Genomic DNA, 17616 nt, shown 5'->3' with positions numbered 1-17616 from the left:
CCATCTCGTCTCCTCCCTGACTAACGATGTGTAACACAATAATTGCGGAGTGTGCGTTATGCGATGGGAACCGCTACGTTGAAACGACCACGCCCGCTCACTCCGCGAGCGGGCAGTGCCGGAAAGGAGCAACCATGGTGCGGGGCGTGACATGGACATGACCCATGCTCTAGGTATCTGACGCGGACAAACACCCCATCGGCCCCCCCTTCGGGGTGACATCGGGGCCATCAGCCGATGCCCCTGCCCCTCCCCTCCCCCTCCTCTTGGCCGTCCCCTGCGCGGGGCGCCGACCCATCGGCTGCTGCCCTCCGCCCCGATCGCTTTCCCCCTGGACCGATGGCCGACGAACCATCGGTCGTACCACTCCTTCATCAGGTCCGTCGAGGAACTCGATGACCAGCGCGTCCGGGCCTACGCCGATCAAGGAGTGCATCCCAAAGACGACTGCCGTCACGTCGGCGCTTGCCCGCGTGCGCGTGGGGTCTCTGTCTGACGTCTGCCACCAGGCGGCTCAGCAGGCGCTTGGGCACCCGCCCGGCTCTCGACCGCGCAGCACGGCCTCCGGGTGCAGTCACCCCTGCAAAGAACCACCGTGAGGCGAACCGGGGCCACTGCGCCTCCGCGTGCAACCCGTACAGCGCGCATTCTGCCTCCACGATGTGGACGCCCTCGCTGGGGCTGGTCGAGGGCGTCGAGGCAAGCGGGTGTCTTCATGGCGGATTGTGTGGGGGGCATGAAGACACCCGCCTTCGTGGGGAGCGGCCACCTCTCCGTCACGACGGGAGCATCCACCGGTGTAGGTGCTCAGCCGTCAGGTGACGATGGGGTCAGGCGGCGGCCTTCTCCGGGGTCTGGGTCTTCGTCCGGGGCTTGCCGGACGCACCCAGGACGCGGACCGTGGCGGCCTTGGCCGACGAACCGCGGCCCGCATGCTCTCGCGTGGCCGCGCCGGGAGTGGTGTCGTCCTCCACGGCGGGGTCGGGCTGGGCCTCGGGACGTGCGCTCGGGTGCGGGGTGCCGGCGTCGGGGTCGGTGGCCGCGATGGCCAGCGCCGTGTCGTCGGCGTCCGGCCTGGCGTCGTCGTCGTGAGGCTGCGCGAATGCGCTTCGGGGGGCGTCGGCGGTCGCGGGGACCGACGCGTCGGCGGCCGGGTGGAGGGAAGACGGGCGGACGGGCTTGGTGCCCATCGCCCAGTCCTGGGTCTCCTCGTCGAGGCGTTCGCGCATCTCCTTGGTCATCGAGCCCAGGCCGCCCCCGCGCTCCGGCTTGGTGAAGACGCCGGTGCCCCAGCGCAGGTCGTGCCCGACCGCGCTGGCCTCGATCTCCGGCATGAACCGGCGGTCGCCTTCCGCGCCGAACTCGCGGATGCGGAGCTTGCCGGACACGACGACCGGTTGCCCCGCCCGTACGCAGTCGGCGACGTTGTCGCCCAGCGCACGCCAGCACCGGACCGTGAAGCAGACGCGCTCACCGTCGGTCCATTGCCCTGTCTTCCTGTCGAAGTAGCGGTGCGAGGTGAACACCTTCAGCGACGTGACCCTCGTGCCGTCGTCGAAGCTGTACTGCCGTGGCTCTGCTGCGACGTTTCCGGTGAGCGTGATGTAGATGTCGTTCATCCGTGCCTCCCATGCGGCGGGCGGACTGCCCGCGACCTGGGAACACGGTGCCTGAAGAGGGTCGGGTGGGGTGGGGGCGAACGCCGTTCTGTGGATGAGGGGACGGAGAGGAAGGACGGCTGTGGATGAACACGGGACGCGTACGAGAAGAGAGGGGTCAGCCCGAGAGGTCGCGCAGGGCCGTGTAGAAGGCGTGGTGGCGGCCGAGCTCGCGTTCGACCGGCTCCACCACCATCTTCGCCGACACCGTCGAGACCCTGCGGCGCATCTCCCGCTCCAGACGTTCCCGCTCCCGCGAGGCCCCCAGCTCCACGAAGTTGCGCGAGGCGATGCCCGACAACGCGCCCAGCCCCAGGACGGAGGCCATCATGAGCGCCACCCACGGCAGCGCCGCGCCGTCGCCGACCAGTTGCAGGGTCGCGGGCAGTTGCGCGGGCACGGTCAGCCCGGCCACCAGCCACACCACCCCGGCCACGAACGCCACCACCAGCAGGTACTGCCAGACCTTGAGCAGCCGCCACCAGCCGGGCACCCGGTCGAGGCGCGGCGCCACCTCCGTGAGCTCCTCGGTCAGCGCCTTCGGCAGCCGGGACGCGTGCGAGCGCGCGGCCTGTTGCACCGCGGTCCGCCACACCGGGTCCATACCGGACGACAGCCCGTCGGTGAGCGCCTGCACGGCGTTGGCCACCTCGGCGGAATGGGCGCTCACCGAGCCGGTCGTGATGCCGCGGATCTCGTCGCCGACGTCTTCGAGACGCAGGCTCTTCAACGGATCGGGACGGAACTTGGCGAACCACCGCGGATACGGCCAGCCGACCCACTGGCTGGAACGCTCGGCGTAGACGTTCTCCATCGCCTCGCCGACGGCGGGGACGCCGATCGCGTCGCAGAGCGCATCGGTGAGCCCCATCCTGCGCGCCTCGTCGACCGACGACGGCACGAGCAGCGCGTCGCCGAGCGGCATGGCCTCGCCGAGCCGCTGCTCCATCCGCTGGAGGTCGGCCTCCAGCTTCTGGATGGCGGCGCGGCGGCGGCCGACGGCGGTCGCGATCACGCTCTTGAGGCTCTCGACGCCGCGCCCGGTGACGGCCGAGGTGGGTACGACGCTGGGATGCTCGACGCCTTCCCGGCGCAGCAGGTCGTTGAGGTCGATGACCAGCTCGGCCAGCTCCGCCGCGGACAGCTTGTCGGCCTGGTTGAGCGCGAACACGGTGACCGCGTCGTGCCCGGCCAGCTCGGTCACGTAGCGCCGGTGGGTGGAGGCGTCGGCGTACTTCTGCGGATCGAGCACCCACACCACCAGGTCAGCCAGCCCGATGAGCCGGTCGGCCTCGTTGTCGGTGAGCGCCCGGATCGAGTCGTGGTCGGGCAGGTCGAGCAGGATCAGGCCATGGAGCTGGCTGTCGCCCTTGTCGAGCGCGCTGGTACGGGAGAAGCGGTGGCGCGGCTGGATCTGCAGCCAGTCGAGCAGCGGCGCCGAGCCCTCCAGCCCCCACACGCAGGCGTGGGTACGGGCCGTCGTCGGACGGCGTACGCCCGTGGGCGACAGCTCAAGCCCCGAAATGGCGTTGAACAGGGACGACTTGCCGCTGCCGGTGCCGCCCGCGAGGGCGACCACGGTGTGCTCGGACGACAGCTTGAGCCGGTCGCCGGCCCGCGTCAGCAGCGCGCCGGCCTCGGTGAGCAGCTTCTGGTCGAGCCGTCCAGGACCCAGCTCCACCACCTTGTTGAGCGCGGACAACCTCGGCGCGAGGCCCGCCCTCGGGGGCGTGGTCGTCGTCATCGGGCGACCTCAAGGTTGTAGGTCGCCTGGTAGAGGCGGGTCGCGACGGACTCGTCCGGGATGCCCGCCGAGTCGAGAGCGTGTACGTAACGCATGGATTCCTCGTCGAACAGCATGCCGATCCTGGCTCGCAGGTCACTGAGCGCCTTGGCGCCGATGCCGCGCAGCGACTCCGCGCCGAGCAGCGCGTTGACGAGCCGGTGCGGCACGCCCGACCCGTCGCCGCCGCTGAACATGGCGACCGTGAAGATCAGGGAGAGCGCGTCGGGATCGAACGAGACGAGCTTGGACACCGAGCGCTTGGTCACGCCCTCGGTGCGTACGAGCTCGTTCAGGTGGTCCTGCCAGGACGCGATGGCGCGCCCGGCGTGCCGCAGCAGGTTGTCCGACGGACGGTCGAGCCCCTCGGCGAGCTTGACCCCCAGCTCCGAACGGTGCCGCCAGCGCGCGACCACCTCCTCGGCGGCGCGGTTGGCCGCGGCGACGATCACCGACTCCAGCCCGGCCCGGATCGCCGCCTTGAACGCCGTCACCCGCTCGGGCGTCTGCCTGCCCGCCTTGCCGCTCTTGCCGAACTGCAGCGAGCGCATGAGATCGCCGGAGCCCGCGAAGTCCTGCCAGCGGGCCAGCACCTCGCCGTGCAGCAGCGAGCCGTTCTTGGACGCCTTGTCGATCTCGGCCAGCGCGCCCAGGTAGGCGGCCTCGACGTCGCCGCGCAGCTCGGCGCGGAACGCCGCCTGGCCCTCCAGGTGCCTGGCCAGCGCGGGCACGCGGGTGCGGAAGCTGTTGAGCACCCCGTTCAGGGTCTCCTGGACGGCCTGCGCCCGGCGCGCCTCGTCGACCGAGAGCTCGGCCAGCCACATGCGCAGGTCGGTGACCTCGCTGTCGGGCAGCCTGCCGTCGGTCACCGCCGCCTCGTGGATCACGAACCGGTCGATGTCACCCAGGCCGTATTCGGTCAGCATGCGGACGAAATGCTTGAGCACGACGTCGGCCGACCGGGGTTGCACCCGCGACAACACGATGGCCAGGCGGGCGCCGCGCTCCTTGGCCAGGCGCAGGAGGCTCCAGGCGGGCGCGTCGGCGTAGCGGGCGGCGGTGGTGACGAAGATCCACAGGTCGGCGGCGTCGAGCATGCGGTGGGCGATCTCGTGGTGCTCCTCGACGACCGAGTCGATGTCGGGGGTGTCCAGCAGCGCGACGCCCTGCGGAAGCTTCTCGGTCGTCACGACGACCAGGCCGCTCGTCTCGCTGTCGGGCGAGGGCCGGTCCAGCCGTTCGAGGCCGCTGAGCAGCTCGCCCTCCGCGAACCACTTCCTGTCGTCGGGGTGGCAGGCCAGGATGGGCGTGCCGGTGGTCGGGCGGCGCACTCCGGTGCGCGAGATGTTCCGCTCGGCCAGGGAGTTGACCAGGGTGGACTTGCCCGCGCCGGTGGAGCCGGCGATCACGATCAGCGCGGGGGCCGTGTTGGTGCGCACCCTGGGCAGGACGTAGTTCTCCAGCTGGGCCAGCAGGTCGGCCCGCGCCTGCCTGGCCTCCTCGGCTCCGGGCAGGTCGAGGCTGAAGCGCAGGTCGGACACGCTTTCGCGCAACGCGCTCAGCGCCGACGTCATCGCCTCGACGACCTCAGCCGGCAACTCCTCGACCCGCGGCCCTTCTTCCGGCGCGCCTTCCTCCGGCGCGCCTTCCGACTCCGGCACGACGCTGGTCTCCACGCCGTCCTCAACGCCGCTGTCCGTGTCGCTGTTGCTGTCCGCGTCGCCGCCGGTGTCCCCCTCGGCGTTGGTTTCCGCGTCGGAGCGGTCGTCGATTTCAGCGTCGACGTCAGCGTTCGCCTGGACGACGGCATCCCCGGCGTCGGCGTCCTGAGCGGGGCCGGCGGGGTCGTCGGTGTCAGCGGGGTCGTCGGTGTCGGCGTCAGCGTCGGAGTTCGCTAGGACGACGGCATCCGCGTCGGGGTGGATGTCCGCGTCGGCGTCCACCTCGGCGTCGGTTTCCGCATCGGAGTGGTCGTCGGATTCGGCGTCGGTCGGGTCGTCGGGGTCGGCGTCGGTCTGGGTGGTGGCGCCCGTGTCGGCGTCTGCTTCGGTGGTCGGGACGGTCTCGCCGCTGTCGTCTACAGGGGCGGAGTCCGCTTCGGTGTCGTCGGTCTCTACGGTGGATGCGACGTCGTCGGCCTCGGAGTCGAAGTCCTCCTCCGCCAGGTCTCCTGGGTCGGTGGGGTAGTCGGCGTCGCTGGGGACGTCGGAGGCCGGAGAGAAGGCGTCGAAGCCGGTGGTGTCTTCGGCGGCCACGGAGATGGAGGTATCGCTGGGGTCGGCGTCGGCGACGGCGGGGTTGTCGTCAGCGTCCGTCGCCTCGCTGGGGGGCCGGGGAGTGTCGTCGCTCTGCGAGTCGGAGTCGGCTTGAGCACGGTTCTCGGCGTCGGCGTTCTCGTCAGCGGAGGGAGCGGTCGCGTCGTCGTCAGGGGCGGCGTCCGCCGGGGGTGGCGCGTGCTCGACGCCCGAAGGCGTCTCTTCGCTGTCGGCGGCGGTGGCGTCCGGGGACGCGGGCGTCGGCTCGGTCTCCGGGGGCGAGGCGGTGTCCGGATCCTGGGGGGCTCGTTCCCAGAAGGCAGCGGGCCTCGGACGCGTCTCGTTGCCCTCACGCGGCTCGGCGGCGCGGGCCGGGGTGAAGAGGCTCGGACGGTCGGCCGGACGGGACGGCGTGAACAGGCTGGGCCCCGTGGACGGGCCGGACTCGTCCGTACCGGCGGAGGGCTCCTGCGAAGCGGCTGGGAGCCGTTGAGCGGCGGGCCGCCGAGGGAGGACGGGCTTGTCGGCACGCGCCGACGGCTCGAAGAGCGATGGCCGGGCAGCGGAGGCCGGCGCCTCCCCCGAGGACGACGGACCACCGGGAGCCTCAGGCGACGAGCCCGAAGAAGCCGCAGGCGGCGGGCCCGAGGACGCCCCAGACGACGAGCCCGCGGGAGCCGCGGACGGCGGGCCGGAGGGCGCGGCAGATGGCGGGCCGGAGGGGGCGGCGGACGGCGGGGGCGGGGTGGTTCGGGAGTCGGGCAGGTCGTCGTCCGTCACCGGGCGGAAGCTCAACGTCTGCTCCCCCAGCGACTCGTGCCGCCCGTCATCCATGGCGGTGTTCACGGCAAGCGCTCCGCTCGAACCATCTCGACCTCCTGGCCGACCCGCACGACGTCGCCGACGATGACGATCGCCGGAGGCCGTATCCCAGCCGCGGACACGCGGTCGGCCACGGTGGAAAGCGGTGCGATTACCGCCCGCTGGGTCGGAAGGGTACCGTCCTGTACCACCATTACGGGAGTCTCCGGCGCACGTCCGTCTCGAAGCAGCGCCTCGGCCACCTTCGGCAGCCGTTCGACGGCCATCATGAGCACCAGCGTGCCCTGGGACCGGGCCAGGGCGGGCCAGTCGACGGTGGAGGCCGGGTGGTCGGGCGCGACGTGCACGGAGACGACGTGGAACTCCTGGCTCACGCCCCGATGCGTCACCGGCACCCCGGCCGCGGCCGGGACGGCGACGGCGCTGGTGATGCCGGGGACGACGAGCACGGGGATGCCGGCCTGGGCGCAGGCGATCATCTCCTCGCCGCCGCGCCCGAACACGAACGGGTCGCCGCCCTTGAGCCGGACGACGAACTTGCCCTGCCTGGCCCGGTCGACCAGCAGCTCGTTGATCTTCTCCTGGGACAGCGACCTGCCGTAGGGCACCTTGGCGGCGTCGATGAGCTCGACGTCGGGGGCGAGCTCGTCGAGCAGCGCCCGGGGCGCGAGCCGGTCGGCGACCACGACGTCGGCCTGGGCGAGGAGCTGCCGCCCGCGCACGGTGATCAGGCCGGGGTCGCCGGGGCCGCCGCCGACCAGGGCCACGCCGACGGGCTTGGTGCGGTTGCGGCGGGCGTCGACCGTGCCGTCGCGCAGCGCGCCGACGACCGCGTCGCGGATGCCCGCGGCCCGGCGCGGGTCGCCGCCCGCGGTGACGGCCACGCTGATCTCGTCGACCCGGCCGGAGGCCGGGGTCCAGGCGGCGGAGGCGTCGCGGTCGTCGGCGCGCACGCACCACACCCGCTTGGCCTCGGCCTCGGCGGCCACGGCGGCGTTGACGGACCTGACGTCGGTGCAGGCCTGCACGAGCCAGGCGCCGTCGCAGTCGCCCACCTCGTACGGCCGCGCGTGCCAGGTGACCCGGCCCGTCGCGATCAGGTCGTCGAGGGCCGGGGTGACGGACGGGGACACCACGGTGACCTCCGCACCGGCCTCGATCAGCGCGGGGACACGCCGCTGCGCGACACGGCCGCCACCCACGACGAGCACGCGGCGGCCGGAAAGCCGCAGGCCGAGGAGGTAGGGACCCATGGGGGGAATCTCCCGTTCGCGAAGGTTGTGTTCGGAGGTAAACCTACCGGCTCACCGTGCGTCGTTCGCTGCGCATGGCTCAACGGCCGTCAAGAAGAGGCTGCGACGGGTCCCAGCGTGGCCCGCCCTGAGCGTCTTTGCGGCGTCTGGCCATGGCCGAGAGTGCCTCAAGAATAACGCGGTTCCCGAGGAACGCGGTGATGTCGGCGTGGTCGTACGGCGGCGAGACCTCGACCACCTCCATCCCGGCCACGGGCAGTTCGTAGCAGATCCGGCGCACGGCGTCGAGGAGCTGCCTGGCCGACAGGCCGCCGGGCTCGGGCGTGCCGGTGCCGGGGGCGTGCCCGGGGTCGCAGACGTCGATGTCCACCGACAGGAAGACCTGGTCGCACTCGTCGAGCGCGATCCCGAACGACTCCGTCAGGCACTCCTCCAGCCCGCGCGTCACGATCTCGGTCATCTCGTACGAGCGCATGCGCTGCGCCGCCATCCAGTCGAGCGTCTCGGGCTCGGGCCAGTAGCCGCGCAGCCCGATCTGCAGGAACCGGTCGCCCCGGATGGCACCGGACTCGATGAGCCGCCGCATCGGCTGGCCGTGCCCGTGCAGGTGGCCGAACTCGATGTCGCCGGTGTCGGCGTGCGCGTCGAAGTGGATCATCGAGGTGCGGCCCGGCCGGTACGCCCTGGCGGTGCCCCGCGCGTCCGGCAGCGCGACGGTGTGGTCGCCGCCGAGCACCACCGGCACGGCCCCGGAGGAGGCGATCCGGTGGACCGCGTCCTCGATGGCGGCCAGCGAGCCCTCGACGTCGCCGGAGTAGCACTCGACGTCGCCCGCGTCGAGCACCCGCAGGTCGCGCAGGGCGTCGACGCGCAGGGCGAGGCTCGGACGGGACCCGTTGTGCGGCAGGTAGCAGGTCTGGCGCAGCGCCATCGGCCCGAACCTGGCGCCCGGCCGGTTGGAGGTGCCCCCGTCGAAGGGCGCACCGATGATCACCACGTCGGCGCCGGCGTAGCTGGCCGGGTCGGCGACGTCGCAGCGGTCCACGCCGAGGAACGTGATGTCAGGGCCGAACATGGGACCGTACCGGGACACTGCTCACCTCACGTGCTGTTTCGAGTGTCCCCCATCATCACACGGGCCTCATCACACGGGCTTTTCCGTGACCCCCGCCGAGTCGAACGTCGCCACGTCGTGCATCACCCGTACGGCCGCGCACACCAGCGGGTGCGCGAGCAGGCCGCCGGTGCCCTCGCCGAGCCGCAGCTCCAGGTCCACCAGCGGGCGCAGCCCGAGGTGGTCGAGCGCGGCGGCGTGGCCGGGCTCGGCCGAGCGGTGGCCGGCCACGCAGTGGCCGCTGACCTGGGGGTCGAGGGCGGCGGCGACCAGGGCGGCCGAGCCGGCGATGACGCCGTCGAGGATCACCGGCACCCGGTTCGCCGCGCCGCACAGCACGAAGCCCGCGATGGCCGCGTGCTCGAAGCCGCCCACGGCGGCCAGCGCGCGCAGGGCGTCGCTCGGCCCGGCGCCGCGGGGCAGGCCGTTCACCCGCAGCGCCTCGCGGACGACCTCCACCTTGTGGTCGTAGGTCGCGTCGTCGATCCCGGTGCCCCTGCCGGTCACCTCGGCCGGGTCCTTGCCGGTGAACACGGAGATCAGCGCGGCCGAGGCGGTGGTGTTGGCGATGCCCATGTCGCCGGTGATCAGGCAGCGGGCGCCCTTGTCGATCAGCTCCTGCGCCACGGCGATGCCCGCCTCCAGCGCCCTGACGGCCTGGTCGACGCTCATGGCCGGGCCGCGCGACAGGTCGGCGGTGCCGTACGCGACCTTCCGCTTGACCAGGTCGGGGGCGTCGGGCAGGTCGGTGGCGACACCGACGTCCACCACCGTCACGGACGCGCCCACCTGGGCGGCGAAGGCGTTGGCGACCGCGCCGCCGGCCAGGAAGTTGGCGACCATCTGGGTCGTGACCTCCTGCGGCCACGGGCTGACGCCCTGCGCGTGCACGCCGTGGTCGGCCGCGAAGATGGCCAGGGCGGCCGGCTCGGGCATGGGCGGCGGGCAGACGCCCGCAGCGCCCGCCAGGCGCACGGCCACCTCCTCCAGAGCCCCGAGCGCGCCGCGCGGCTTGGTGAGCCGGTCCTGATGGGCGCGGGCCTCGGCGAGCGCCTCGGGGTCGGCGGGACGGATGGCCGCCAGGGTCTCGGCGAGCACGGACACCTCCACTTGGTGGACGAACTGGAGCGTTAGTCAACGAGCTGGAGCTTTGCTGGACGAGCTGAAGGGTCAGTGGACGAGCTGGAGCGCTTCCTCGTACCGGTCGATCACGACGTCGGCCAGCGTCTCGCAGTCGCCGATCACCTCGGCGCAGCGGATGTCGAGGTCGGGGTGGCCCGCGCCGTACGCCAGGGCCTGCGCCCACACGCGCTCCAGCAGGCCGCCCGCGAACAGCAGGTACGGCACCACGATCACCCGCTTGGCGCCCAGCCGGCGGCAGCGTTCGAGCCCGCCGGGCACGCCGGGCGGCGTCACCGAGACGAACGCGGTCTCGACGGTCATGTAGTCGTAGGCGTGCGTCTCCCAGAACAGCCGCGACACCCGGTGGATCTCGGCGTTGGCGGCCGCGTCGGTCGAGCCCTCGCCGACCAGCACGACCGCCGTCTCGCCCGGCTCGACCTGGCCGGGGACGTCGTCGAGGGCCGGGGTGTCGACGGCGCGCAGCCGGGGCCGGGCGCCGACCAGCTCAAGGGGGCGCGGCCTGGACATCTCGGCGGCGGCCTCGCCGAGCCGGTCGGCCAGCAGCGCCAGCACGCGCGGGTCGGGGCCGAGGGGGCGGCCGTAGTCGTACATGAGGGTGGGGTGGCGCTGCTGTTCGAGCGCCATCGCGGCGGGGAAGTCCGCATCCGCCCTGCTGAGGCTGAGCGGCAGCGCGACCAGACGGTGGTGGCCGCGCGCCATCAGGGACGCCACGGAGTCGCTCAGGCGCGGCGTGGCGCGTTCCAGGTAGCCGCCGGAGACGTCGACGGCCGTGTGGTCGAGGCGGCAGCGCAGCCGGTGGACGAACCTGCCGAACTCCGCGGCGTAGGCGTCATCGTTCGAGCCCTGCCCGATCAGCAGGAGCGGCGGCTTCATTGAGGGATCTCCGGTGCGTAGACAAAAGTCACGCGAGGATAACCGATACGTGCCCGTGGGGGACAGGTCACGCTGCGTGCGCGGGCCTGGCGTGCACGACGAAGACGGCATCCGCCGCGGTCAGACGGTGGGAACCACCGGCGCCGGGCGTCAGCGCGGACGCCTGGATCCGCGTGCCCTCGCCACGGTAACCGAGCTCGCGCAGCAGCTCCAGCACGGCCGCCGCCCGCTCGGCCGTGCCGAGCGCGCACACCAGCGCGCGGGGGCCGCGGGCGGCGCACGCCGCGACCACGTCGTCACCGCCCCCGCCGACGAAGACGGCGTCGGGGTCGGGCAGCGGTTCGAGCGCGGCGGGCGCCTGCCCCCTGGTCAGGGCGACCTTGACGCCGTGGGCCAGCACGTTGGCGCGCAGCCGCGCGCAGGCGGACTGGTCGCGTTCGACCGCCACGACGGCCGCGCCCAGCCTGGCGCACTCGACGGCGATCCCGCCCTCGCCCGCGCCGACGTCCCAGACCAGGTCGCCGAGCCGGGGACCCAGCTTGGCCAGGACGAACGCCCGCACCTCGGCGGGCAGCCCGCTCTCCCACGGCAGCGCCCACTCCGCCGGGCCGGGTTGCGCCCCGGCCACCCAGCCCGGCTGCCCCGGCCGGTGCAGCGGGTCGATGACGAGGACCACGTCGGGGTCCTTCCACGGCCGGGTGGTGGCCTCGCCCATGCGGCTGTGCGTGACGCGCTGTCCCGGGCCGCCGAGGTCCTCGCAGACGATCAGGGCGCGCGGCGTGGTCGGCGCCAGCTCCCTGGCGATCTCGGCGGGGCCGACGCCGGGCGCGACGAGCAGCGCGACCTTGGGATGGGCGCGGCAGGCGTTCACCACGCGGGCGAGCCGGCCGGGGCCGGAGGGGGCGACGACGAGGGCGTCCTCCCAGTTGAGCCCGGCGCAGGCGAAGGCGCGGCTGATCAGCGAGGTGGCCGGCAGGACGTCCGGCCGCAGGCCGTGCGCCCGTAATGTGCGGACGACTCCGAAGAAGCCGGGATCGCCCTCGGCGACCACGACGGCCGGGCCCCGGTCCTGCCCGAGATGGCCGTCGAGGGCCTGGAGCATGTCACCGTCGTCCGCGGCGCGTCCGTCGAGCCCGAGCCGGCCGAGAATGGCGGCGGGGCCCACGACGAGCTCCGCCTCACGCAGCCTGCCCGCGGCCCCGGCCGGCAGCTCGACCCCGTCCCAGCCGACAACCGTGATCATTCAGCCTCACCGTCCTCATCCCCAGGGTGACGGTTCCCGCCGGGTTTCACCATGGCCCGGCGAGGCCAGTCCGCTGTGCCCTCAGGCCAGGTCGGACGGGACCAGGCTGTAGACGACCAGGTCCTCGCCGTCGAGCGCGGCGCGGGCCACGCCCTCGCGGGTGAAGCCGGCCTTCTCCGCCACGCGTTGCGAGGCCGGGTTCGACACCGCGGCCCGCAGTTGCAGCCGGCGGAAGCCGTGCCGCTCGAACAGCCAGCGGGCGATCGCCGTCACGGCCTCGCCCGCGTAGCCCCGGCCGCGGGCCCAGGGCGCGGTCATGTAGCCGACCTCGGCCGTACGGTTGCGCCAGTCGAGGTCCCTGAGGTCCACGTTGGCCACGAAACGGGTGGTGGTGAACTCCTCCACGGCGAACGCGATGCCCGCGCCCCTCATCCGCATCCGTTCGCAGATGTCGACGAACGCGCGGGCGTGCTCCTCGGTGTAGCCGCGGGGGACGCCGGTCCTGGCCTGGGTGAGCGGGTCGGCGCCGGTGGCGGCCAGGCCGGGCACGTCGGCGAGGACGGGCTGCCGCAGCAGCAGCCGGGGCGTGCGCAGCTCGGTCTTCGGCAGGACGGGCGCGGGCTCGCCGGAGTCCTCGCGCAGCAGGCCGAGGACGACCAGGTCGTGCGGGCCGTCCTCCTCCAGCACGGCGTCACGCAGCACGCCTTCCCAGGTGAAGCCCGCTTTCAGCGCGACGCGCAGAGAGGCCGGGTTGTCCAGGTTCGCGGTGAGGTCCACCCTGCGCAGGGCGGTGGTGGCGAACACCCAGGCGGTCAGGGCGCGGACGGCCTCGGTGGCGTAGCCGCGGCCCCGGTACGCCGGGTGGACGCCGTAGCCGACCTCGGTGGTGCCGGCCGTCCACGACGTCCTGAACAGGCTGATGGCGCCCACGATGCGGTCGTCGGCCTCGGTCATGGCCAGGTGCAGGCCCTGCTGCGACCGGTACAGCTCGTGCACGCCGTGCGCGAGCCACTGGCCGACGCCGGAGGGGTGGACGGGCGCGCCCGGCGGGAGGAAGCGGTCGCCGGGTTCCGCCGTCTCCACCACCGACCGGACGCGGGCTGCGTCATGGGGGCCGAACGGCCGCAGCACGAGCCGTCCGGCGGCGATGCGCGCATCGGGATCGAACACGTGCGCACCCTACACACTCACGATGTTTGCCCACGAAAGCGGGGGTAGGGGCCGATTCGAGAGGAGTGAGGGAACTATGGAACGTGGGAGCGACAAGCACGGTCCGCGCCTGGACGATCAGCAGAAGCACGAGACCGAGGGCATGGTCCGCGGCGGCGGCAGCACGCACGCCGAGGAGTGGAAGGAGACCGAGTCCATGCCCGCGCCCGGCGAGGAGTCATCGCAGTCGTACCCCCCAGGACACGAGCCCGGCACCCCCCATGGCATCACCCAGCGCGGCGTCGACATCCGCAGCGACCTGGCCAAATGGCTCAGCGACACCCCTTGGCCCGCCTCCAAGGACGACCTGCTCCAGCACGCCGAGGACGTGGACGCCCCCGACCAGGTGGCCGACATGGTGCGATCACTTCCCGACCGCCGTTTTGTGAACATCGCCGACGTGGCCAAGGCGCTCGGCCTCGGCATCGAAGATCGGAGGTGGTGACCTGTGCGTCTCGACTTCATCAGGCCGCTGTACGAGCGGCGGGGCCCGTACGCCTCGGTCTATCTCGGCGCGCTCACCGAGCCGCAGCGGGAGACGCACTGGCACAGCGTGCGTGACCAGCTCGACGGGACCGACCCCGAGACCATCGACGCCCTGGAGGTGGCCGCCAACCGGCCGGCGCCCGGCCAGGCGCTGTTCGCCACGCACGGCGCGGTGGTGCTGGCCGAGCCGCTGGCGCGGGCGCCGTACGAGCTGGCGACCGTGTCGCCGCTGCCGCACGTCACGCCGATGCTGAGGCAGCGCGGCGAGAACGTGCCGCACCTGCGGGTCATCGTGGACCACGCCGGGGCCGAGCTGTCGGTGTTCGGCGGCGGCGCGCCGCGCACGACCACCGTGGAGGCGGCCGACTGGCCGCTGCAGAAGACCGCCCAGGGCGGCTGGTCGCAGAAGCGGTACGAGCGGGGCGCCGAGGAGACGTGGGAGAAGAACGCGGTCGCCGTCGCCCGCGAGATCGACGAGCAGGTGCGCAGGATCGGCGCCGAGCTGATCATCGTGGCCGGCGAGCCGAAGTCGCGTTCCTACCTGCTGCAACATCTCAGCACCAAGTCCGCCGACCGGGTGATGATGGTCGAGCACGGCAGCCGCTCCGACCACGGCCAGTTCGAGGCCGACGTCGAGCGCGCGCTGGACGACTGGCTCGAACGCCGCCGCGCCGAGCTGCTCGACCGCCATCGCGAGTCCTCGGGCCCGGCCGGCCTGTCGCAGGTCGCGCACGCCCTGCGCGAGGGCCGGGTGCACGCGGTGCTCATGCCGGCCCAGCTCGACCGGACCGTGTGGACCGGCGAGGGCGGCACCCAGCTCTCCACCGACCGGGGCGAGCTGCGGCGCTGGGGCGTCGAGCAGCCCGTCGAGGAGCGCGCGGACTCGGCCGTGGTCAGGGCCGCCGCCATGACCGACGCCGAACTGTGGTTCACCGACGACGTGCAGGACGTGGCGGCCGTCCTCAGGTACTGACGACCCTGGACGTGGCGGCCCTGCTCAGGTGCTGATGATCACTTCGAGGGTCCGGGGGCCGTGCACGCCCTCGACCCGGTTCAGCTCGATGTCGCTGGTCGCCGACGGCCCGCTGATCCAGGTGAGCGGACGGGCCGGGTCGAGCCTGGCCACCGCCTCGGGCACGCCTGCCACGATCTGGTCGGCGCGCACCACGCACACGTGGTGGTCGGGGATCAGCGTCTGCGCCCTGGCGCCCTGGCCGGGCCCGTGGTCGAGGACGATGGTCCCGGTCTCGGCGACGGCCACCGCGCAGGCGGTGATCACCCCGTCGGCGGCGTCGAGCGTGTCCCAGCGCCGGTCGGTCCCGGCCTCCGGGCTGCTCGGGGCGGCCCAGGCGAAGCCGTCCGGGACGATCATGCGGCGGCCGGCGGCCAGCTCGGCCAGCTTGCCGGGCACGTCCGCGTCGGGCAGCACGTGCACGACGGCCCGGTAGTCGCGCACCCGCTCGGCGAACAGGCCCACCACGTCGTCCACGTCCGGGCGGGTGCGGTAGTGCCGGGCGACCTCCGGCTCGGGCGCGTCCGCGACCGCCTTCCTGACCTTGGCCAGGATCTCCTCACGCGCGCCCATCGTTGCGCTCCCACCAGTCTCTGAAGGATTCTTCCGGGATCTCCGGCACGTCCCGGGTGTCGGTCCAGGCCGCCAGCGGGCCGGGCAGCCGCCGTCTGGGCACCAGCCTGCGCAGCCGGCCGGCCAGCCGCTGCGCCCTGGCCAGCCGGGCCTGGTCGGCCAGCACCCAGCCGGCGGCCTTCATGCCCGCGCGCTCGGCCGCCGCGTGCGGCGCCTTGGCCCGCAGGTCCACCAGCACCTCGGGGATGTCGATGGCCACCGGGCAGACCTCCAGGCAGGCCCCGCACAGGCTGGAGGCGAACGGCAGCGAGGCATCCAGGTCCGAGGACATGCCCCTGAGCTGCGGGGTGAGGATGGCGCCGATCGGCCCGGGATAGACCGAGCCGTACGCGTGGCCGCCCGCGCGTTCGTAGACCGGGCACACGTTCAGGCAGGCCGAGCAGCGGATGCAGCGCAGCGCCTGGCGGCCGACCTCGTCGGCGAGCACGTCGGTGCGGCCGTTGTCGAGCAGCACCAGGTGGAAGTCCTGGCCCTCGGTGGCGCCGGTCCACGTGCTGGTGTACGGATTCATCCGCTCACCTGTGGAGCTGCGCGGAAGAAGCTGGAGGAAGACCTCCAGATCCCGCCAGGTCGGCAGGAGCTTCTCGATGCCGACGACGCTGATGAGCGTCTCGGGGAGGGTCAGGCACATGCGGCCGTTGCCCTCCGACTCCAGCACGACCAGCGTGCCGGTCTCGGCGATCATGAAGTTCGCCCCGGAGACGGCGACCTTGCTCCGGAGGAAGCGTTCGCGCAGGTGGAGCCGGGCGGCCTCGGCCAGGGCGGGCGGCTCGTCGGTGAGGCCGTCGGGCACGCCGGGCATGCGGTCGAGGAAGATCTCGCGGATCTCCGACCGGTTGCGGTGGATCGCGGGGACCAGGATGTGGCTGGGGAAGTCGTCCCCGAGCTGCACGATCAGCTCGGCCAGGTCCGTCTCGTACGCGGTGATGCCGCGCCGGGCCAGCGCCTCGTTGAGCCCGATCTCCTGGGTGGCCATCGACTTGACCTTGACCACCTCGGTCTCGCCGGTGGCCGCGACCAGGTCGCCGACGATGCGGTTGGCCTCCTCGGCGTCCCTGGCCCAGTGGACGGTGCCGCCCGCCCGCCGGACGGCCTCCTCCAGCTGGAGGAGGTAGCGGTCGAGGTGGCGGAGCGTGTGATCCTTGACGGCCTTGCCGGCCGCGCGCAGCTCGGCCCAGTCGGGCAGCTCGCCGACGACGCCGGCGCGCTTGCCGCGAATGGTGTGCGTGGCTTTCCGGAGGTTGAACCGCAGTTGCGAGTCCTCCACGGCTTTCGCCGCATTTTTCGGGAAATTTCCGGGCATGCCGAGGAATGTCGCGCTCATCGGGTCTCCTCCGTGGCTGCGAGGATCTCCGCGAGGTGCATCGTCCTGACCCCCGTCTTCTGGCGGCTCAGGGTGCCGCCGATGTGCATCAGGCACGAGTTGTCGGCCGCGCAGATGACCTCGGCGCCCGTGTCGAGGATGCCGCGCACCTTGTCGGCCCCCATGGCGGCCGACACCGCCGGGTTCTTGACCGCGAACGTGCCGCCGAAGCCGCAGCACTCCTCCGCGCCGGGCAGCGGCACGAGCTCCAGACCTCGGACCTTCCGCAGCAGCCGGGTGGGCCGGTCGCCCAGGTGCAGCCCGCGCAGCGAATGGCACGTCGGGTGATATGTCACCCGGTGCGGGAAATATGCGCCAACGTCGTCGACTTTCAGGACGTCCAGCAGGAACTCGCTCAGCTCGTACACCTTGGGCACGACCTCGGCCACGGCCGCCGCGCCCCTGCTGCCCGGCCGCACCAGCTTCGGGTACTGCTCGCGCACCATGGCCGCGCACGACCCGGACGGCGCCACGACGGCGTCGTACCCGGCGAACACCTCGGTGAACTTCCTGGCCAGCCGCACGCCCTCCGCCCGGTAACCGGTGTTGACGTGCATCTGCCCGCAGCACGTCTGGGCGACGGGGAAGTCCACGTCGCAGCCCAGCCTGCGCAGCAGCGACACGACGGCCTTGCCGGTGCCCGGGAAGAGCGTGTCGTTCACGCACGTGATGAACAGGGCGACTCGCACGACTCTCCCAACGAATGGTCCGACCACTGTATGGTCAGACCATACCTAACCACACTGTTCCGGGCCAGCACCGGGGAGGC

14 protein-coding genes are annotated in these 17616 nt (G+C 72.7%); 2 read left to right on the top strand and 12 right to left on the bottom strand.

Features of this window, described 5'->3' with window-relative positions; all coding sequences use genetic code 11:
- Positions 1-830: 830 nt before the first annotated feature.
- The 9 genes from ACIBST_RS43405 to ACIBST_RS43365 form a co-directional block, all read right to left on the bottom strand.
- Positions 831-1619, bottom strand: coding sequence for a single-stranded DNA-binding protein (locus ACIBST_RS43405; RefSeq protein ID WP_397179336.1), 789 nt, complete (start codon positions 1617-1619; stop codon positions 831-833).
- Positions 1620-1776: 157 nt separating this feature from the next.
- The gene (locus ACIBST_RS43400) at positions 1777-3402 is read right to left on the bottom strand and encodes a YfjP family GTPase (protein WP_397179335.1); all 1626 of its coding nucleotides are present in this window, start codon (positions 3400-3402) and stop codon (positions 1777-1779) included.
- Entirely contained in the window at positions 3399-5696 is a 2298-nt protein-coding gene (locus ACIBST_RS43395; RefSeq protein ID WP_397179334.1) for a dynamin family protein, read from the bottom strand. Before ACIBST_RS43395 ends, ACIBST_RS43400 begins: the two co-directional genes overlap by 4 nt.
- 842 nt (positions 5697-6538) lie before the next feature.
- Positions 6539-7771: a uroporphyrinogen-III C-methyltransferase gene (cobA, locus tag ACIBST_RS43390; RefSeq protein WP_397179333.1), complete on the bottom strand. Its 1233-nt coding sequence runs from the start codon at positions 7769-7771 to the stop codon at positions 6539-6541.
- A gap of 79 nt (positions 7772-7850) precedes the next feature.
- On the bottom strand, positions 7851-8846 hold the full coding sequence (gene speB, locus ACIBST_RS43385; protein WP_397179332.1) for an agmatinase: 996 nt from the start codon (positions 8844-8846) through the stop codon (positions 7851-7853).
- Positions 8847-8915: 69 nt separating this feature from the next.
- Positions 8916-9983, bottom strand: a complete 1068-nt coding sequence (gene cobT / locus ACIBST_RS43380) for a nicotinate-nucleotide--dimethylbenzimidazole phosphoribosyltransferase (protein ID WP_397179331.1) — start codon at positions 9981-9983, stop codon at positions 8916-8918.
- Between the two features lie 72 nt (positions 9984-10055).
- A complete protein-coding gene (locus ACIBST_RS43375; protein WP_397179330.1) occupies positions 10056-10901 on the bottom strand; it encodes a sirohydrochlorin chelatase in 846 nt (281 codons plus the stop codon).
- A 67-nt stretch (positions 10902-10968) separates the two neighbouring features.
- Entirely contained in the window at positions 10969-12144 is a 1176-nt protein-coding gene (locus ACIBST_RS43370) for a precorrin-6Y C5,15-methyltransferase (decarboxylating) subunit CbiT (RefSeq protein ID WP_397179329.1), read from the bottom strand.
- 81 nt (positions 12145-12225) lie between these two features.
- The gene (locus tag ACIBST_RS43365; protein WP_397179328.1) at positions 12226-13314 is read right to left on the bottom strand and encodes a GNAT family N-acetyltransferase; all 1089 of its coding nucleotides are present in this window, start codon (positions 13312-13314) and stop codon (positions 12226-12228) included.
- Positions 13315-13390: 76 nt separating this feature from the next.
- Here ACIBST_RS43365 and ACIBST_RS43360 point away from each other — a divergent pair, with 76 nt between their 5' ends.
- Together ACIBST_RS43360 and ACIBST_RS43355 are read left to right on the top strand one after the other, a co-directional pair.
- Positions 13391-13798: a DUF2795 domain-containing protein gene (locus ACIBST_RS43360; RefSeq protein ID WP_397179327.1), complete on the top strand. Its 408-nt coding sequence runs from the start codon at positions 13391-13393 to the stop codon at positions 13796-13798.
- A 3-nt stretch (positions 13799-13801) separates the two neighbouring features.
- The gene (locus ACIBST_RS43355) at positions 13802-14812 is read left to right on the top strand and encodes a Vms1/Ankzf1 family peptidyl-tRNA hydrolase (protein ID WP_397179326.1); all 1011 of its coding nucleotides are present in this window, start codon (positions 13802-13804) and stop codon (positions 14810-14812) included.
- Positions 14813-14836: 24 nt separating this feature from the next.
- Here the strand turns inward: ACIBST_RS43355 and ACIBST_RS43350 are convergent, their stop codons facing one another.
- Genes ACIBST_RS43350 through ACIBST_RS43340 form a run of 3 tightly spaced genes read right to left on the bottom strand, consistent with a single transcriptional unit; the run spans position 14837 to position 17536 of the window.
- A complete protein-coding gene (locus ACIBST_RS43350; protein ID WP_397179325.1) occupies positions 14837-15424 on the bottom strand; it encodes a lactate utilization protein C in 588 nt (195 codons plus the stop codon).
- Positions 15411-16808 (bottom strand): lactate utilization protein B, encoded by a 1398-nt coding sequence (locus tag ACIBST_RS43345; RefSeq protein ID WP_397179324.1) that lies wholly within the window; start codon positions 16806-16808, stop codon positions 15411-15413. Before ACIBST_RS43345 ends, ACIBST_RS43350 begins: the two co-directional genes overlap by 14 nt.
- The gene (locus tag ACIBST_RS43340) at positions 16805-17536 is read right to left on the bottom strand and encodes a (Fe-S)-binding protein (RefSeq protein WP_352322455.1); all 732 of its coding nucleotides are present in this window, start codon (positions 17534-17536) and stop codon (positions 16805-16807) included. The genes ACIBST_RS43345 and ACIBST_RS43340 overlap by 4 nt, the downstream gene beginning before the upstream one ends.
- Between the last annotated feature and the right edge of the window lie 80 nt (positions 17537-17616).

Origin of the sequence: Nonomuraea sp. NPDC049684, assembly GCF_044465345.1 — a bacterium.
Classification (GTDB): Bacteria; Actinomycetota; Actinomycetes; order Streptosporangiales; family Streptosporangiaceae; genus Nonomuraea.
The sequence above is the reverse complement of the archived record's forward strand: the minus strand, read 5'-3'. Positions and strand labels throughout refer to the sequence as shown.

What these genes read in the sequence shown, in the direction of transcription:
- ACIBST_RS43405 (WP_397179336.1), bottom strand. Translation starts at nt 1,619, where the DNA reads ATGAACGACATCTACATCACGCTCACCGGAAACGTCGCAGCAGAGCCA.
- ACIBST_RS43400 (WP_397179335.1), bottom strand. Translation starts at nt 3,402, where the DNA reads ATGACGACGACCACGCCCCCGAGGGCGGGCCTCGCGCCGAGGTTGTCC.
- cobA (WP_397179333.1), bottom strand. Translation starts at nt 7,771, where the DNA reads ATGGGTCCCTACCTCCTCGGCCTGCGGCTTTCCGGCCGCCGCGTGCTC.
- speB (WP_397179332.1), bottom strand. Translation starts at nt 8,846, where the DNA reads ATGTTCGGCCCTGACATCACGTTCCTCGGCGTGGACCGCTGCGACGTC.
- ACIBST_RS43375 (WP_397179330.1), bottom strand. Translation starts at nt 10,901, where the DNA reads ATGAAGCCGCCGCTCCTGCTGATCGGGCAGGGCTCGAACGATGACGCC.
- ACIBST_RS43370 (WP_397179329.1), bottom strand. Translation starts at nt 12,144, where the DNA reads ATGATCACGGTTGTCGGCTGGGACGGGGTCGAGCTGCCGGCCGGGGCC.
- ACIBST_RS43360 (WP_397179327.1), top strand. Translation starts at nt 13,391, where the DNA reads ATGGAACGTGGGAGCGACAAGCACGGTCCGCGCCTGGACGATCAGCAG.
- ACIBST_RS43350 (WP_397179325.1), bottom strand. Translation starts at nt 15,424, where the DNA reads ATGGGCGCGCGTGAGGAGATCCTGGCCAAGGTCAGGAAGGCGGTCGCG.
- ACIBST_RS43345 (WP_397179324.1), bottom strand. Translation starts at nt 16,808, where the DNA reads ATGAGCGCGACATTCCTCGGCATGCCCGGAAATTTCCCGAAAAATGCG.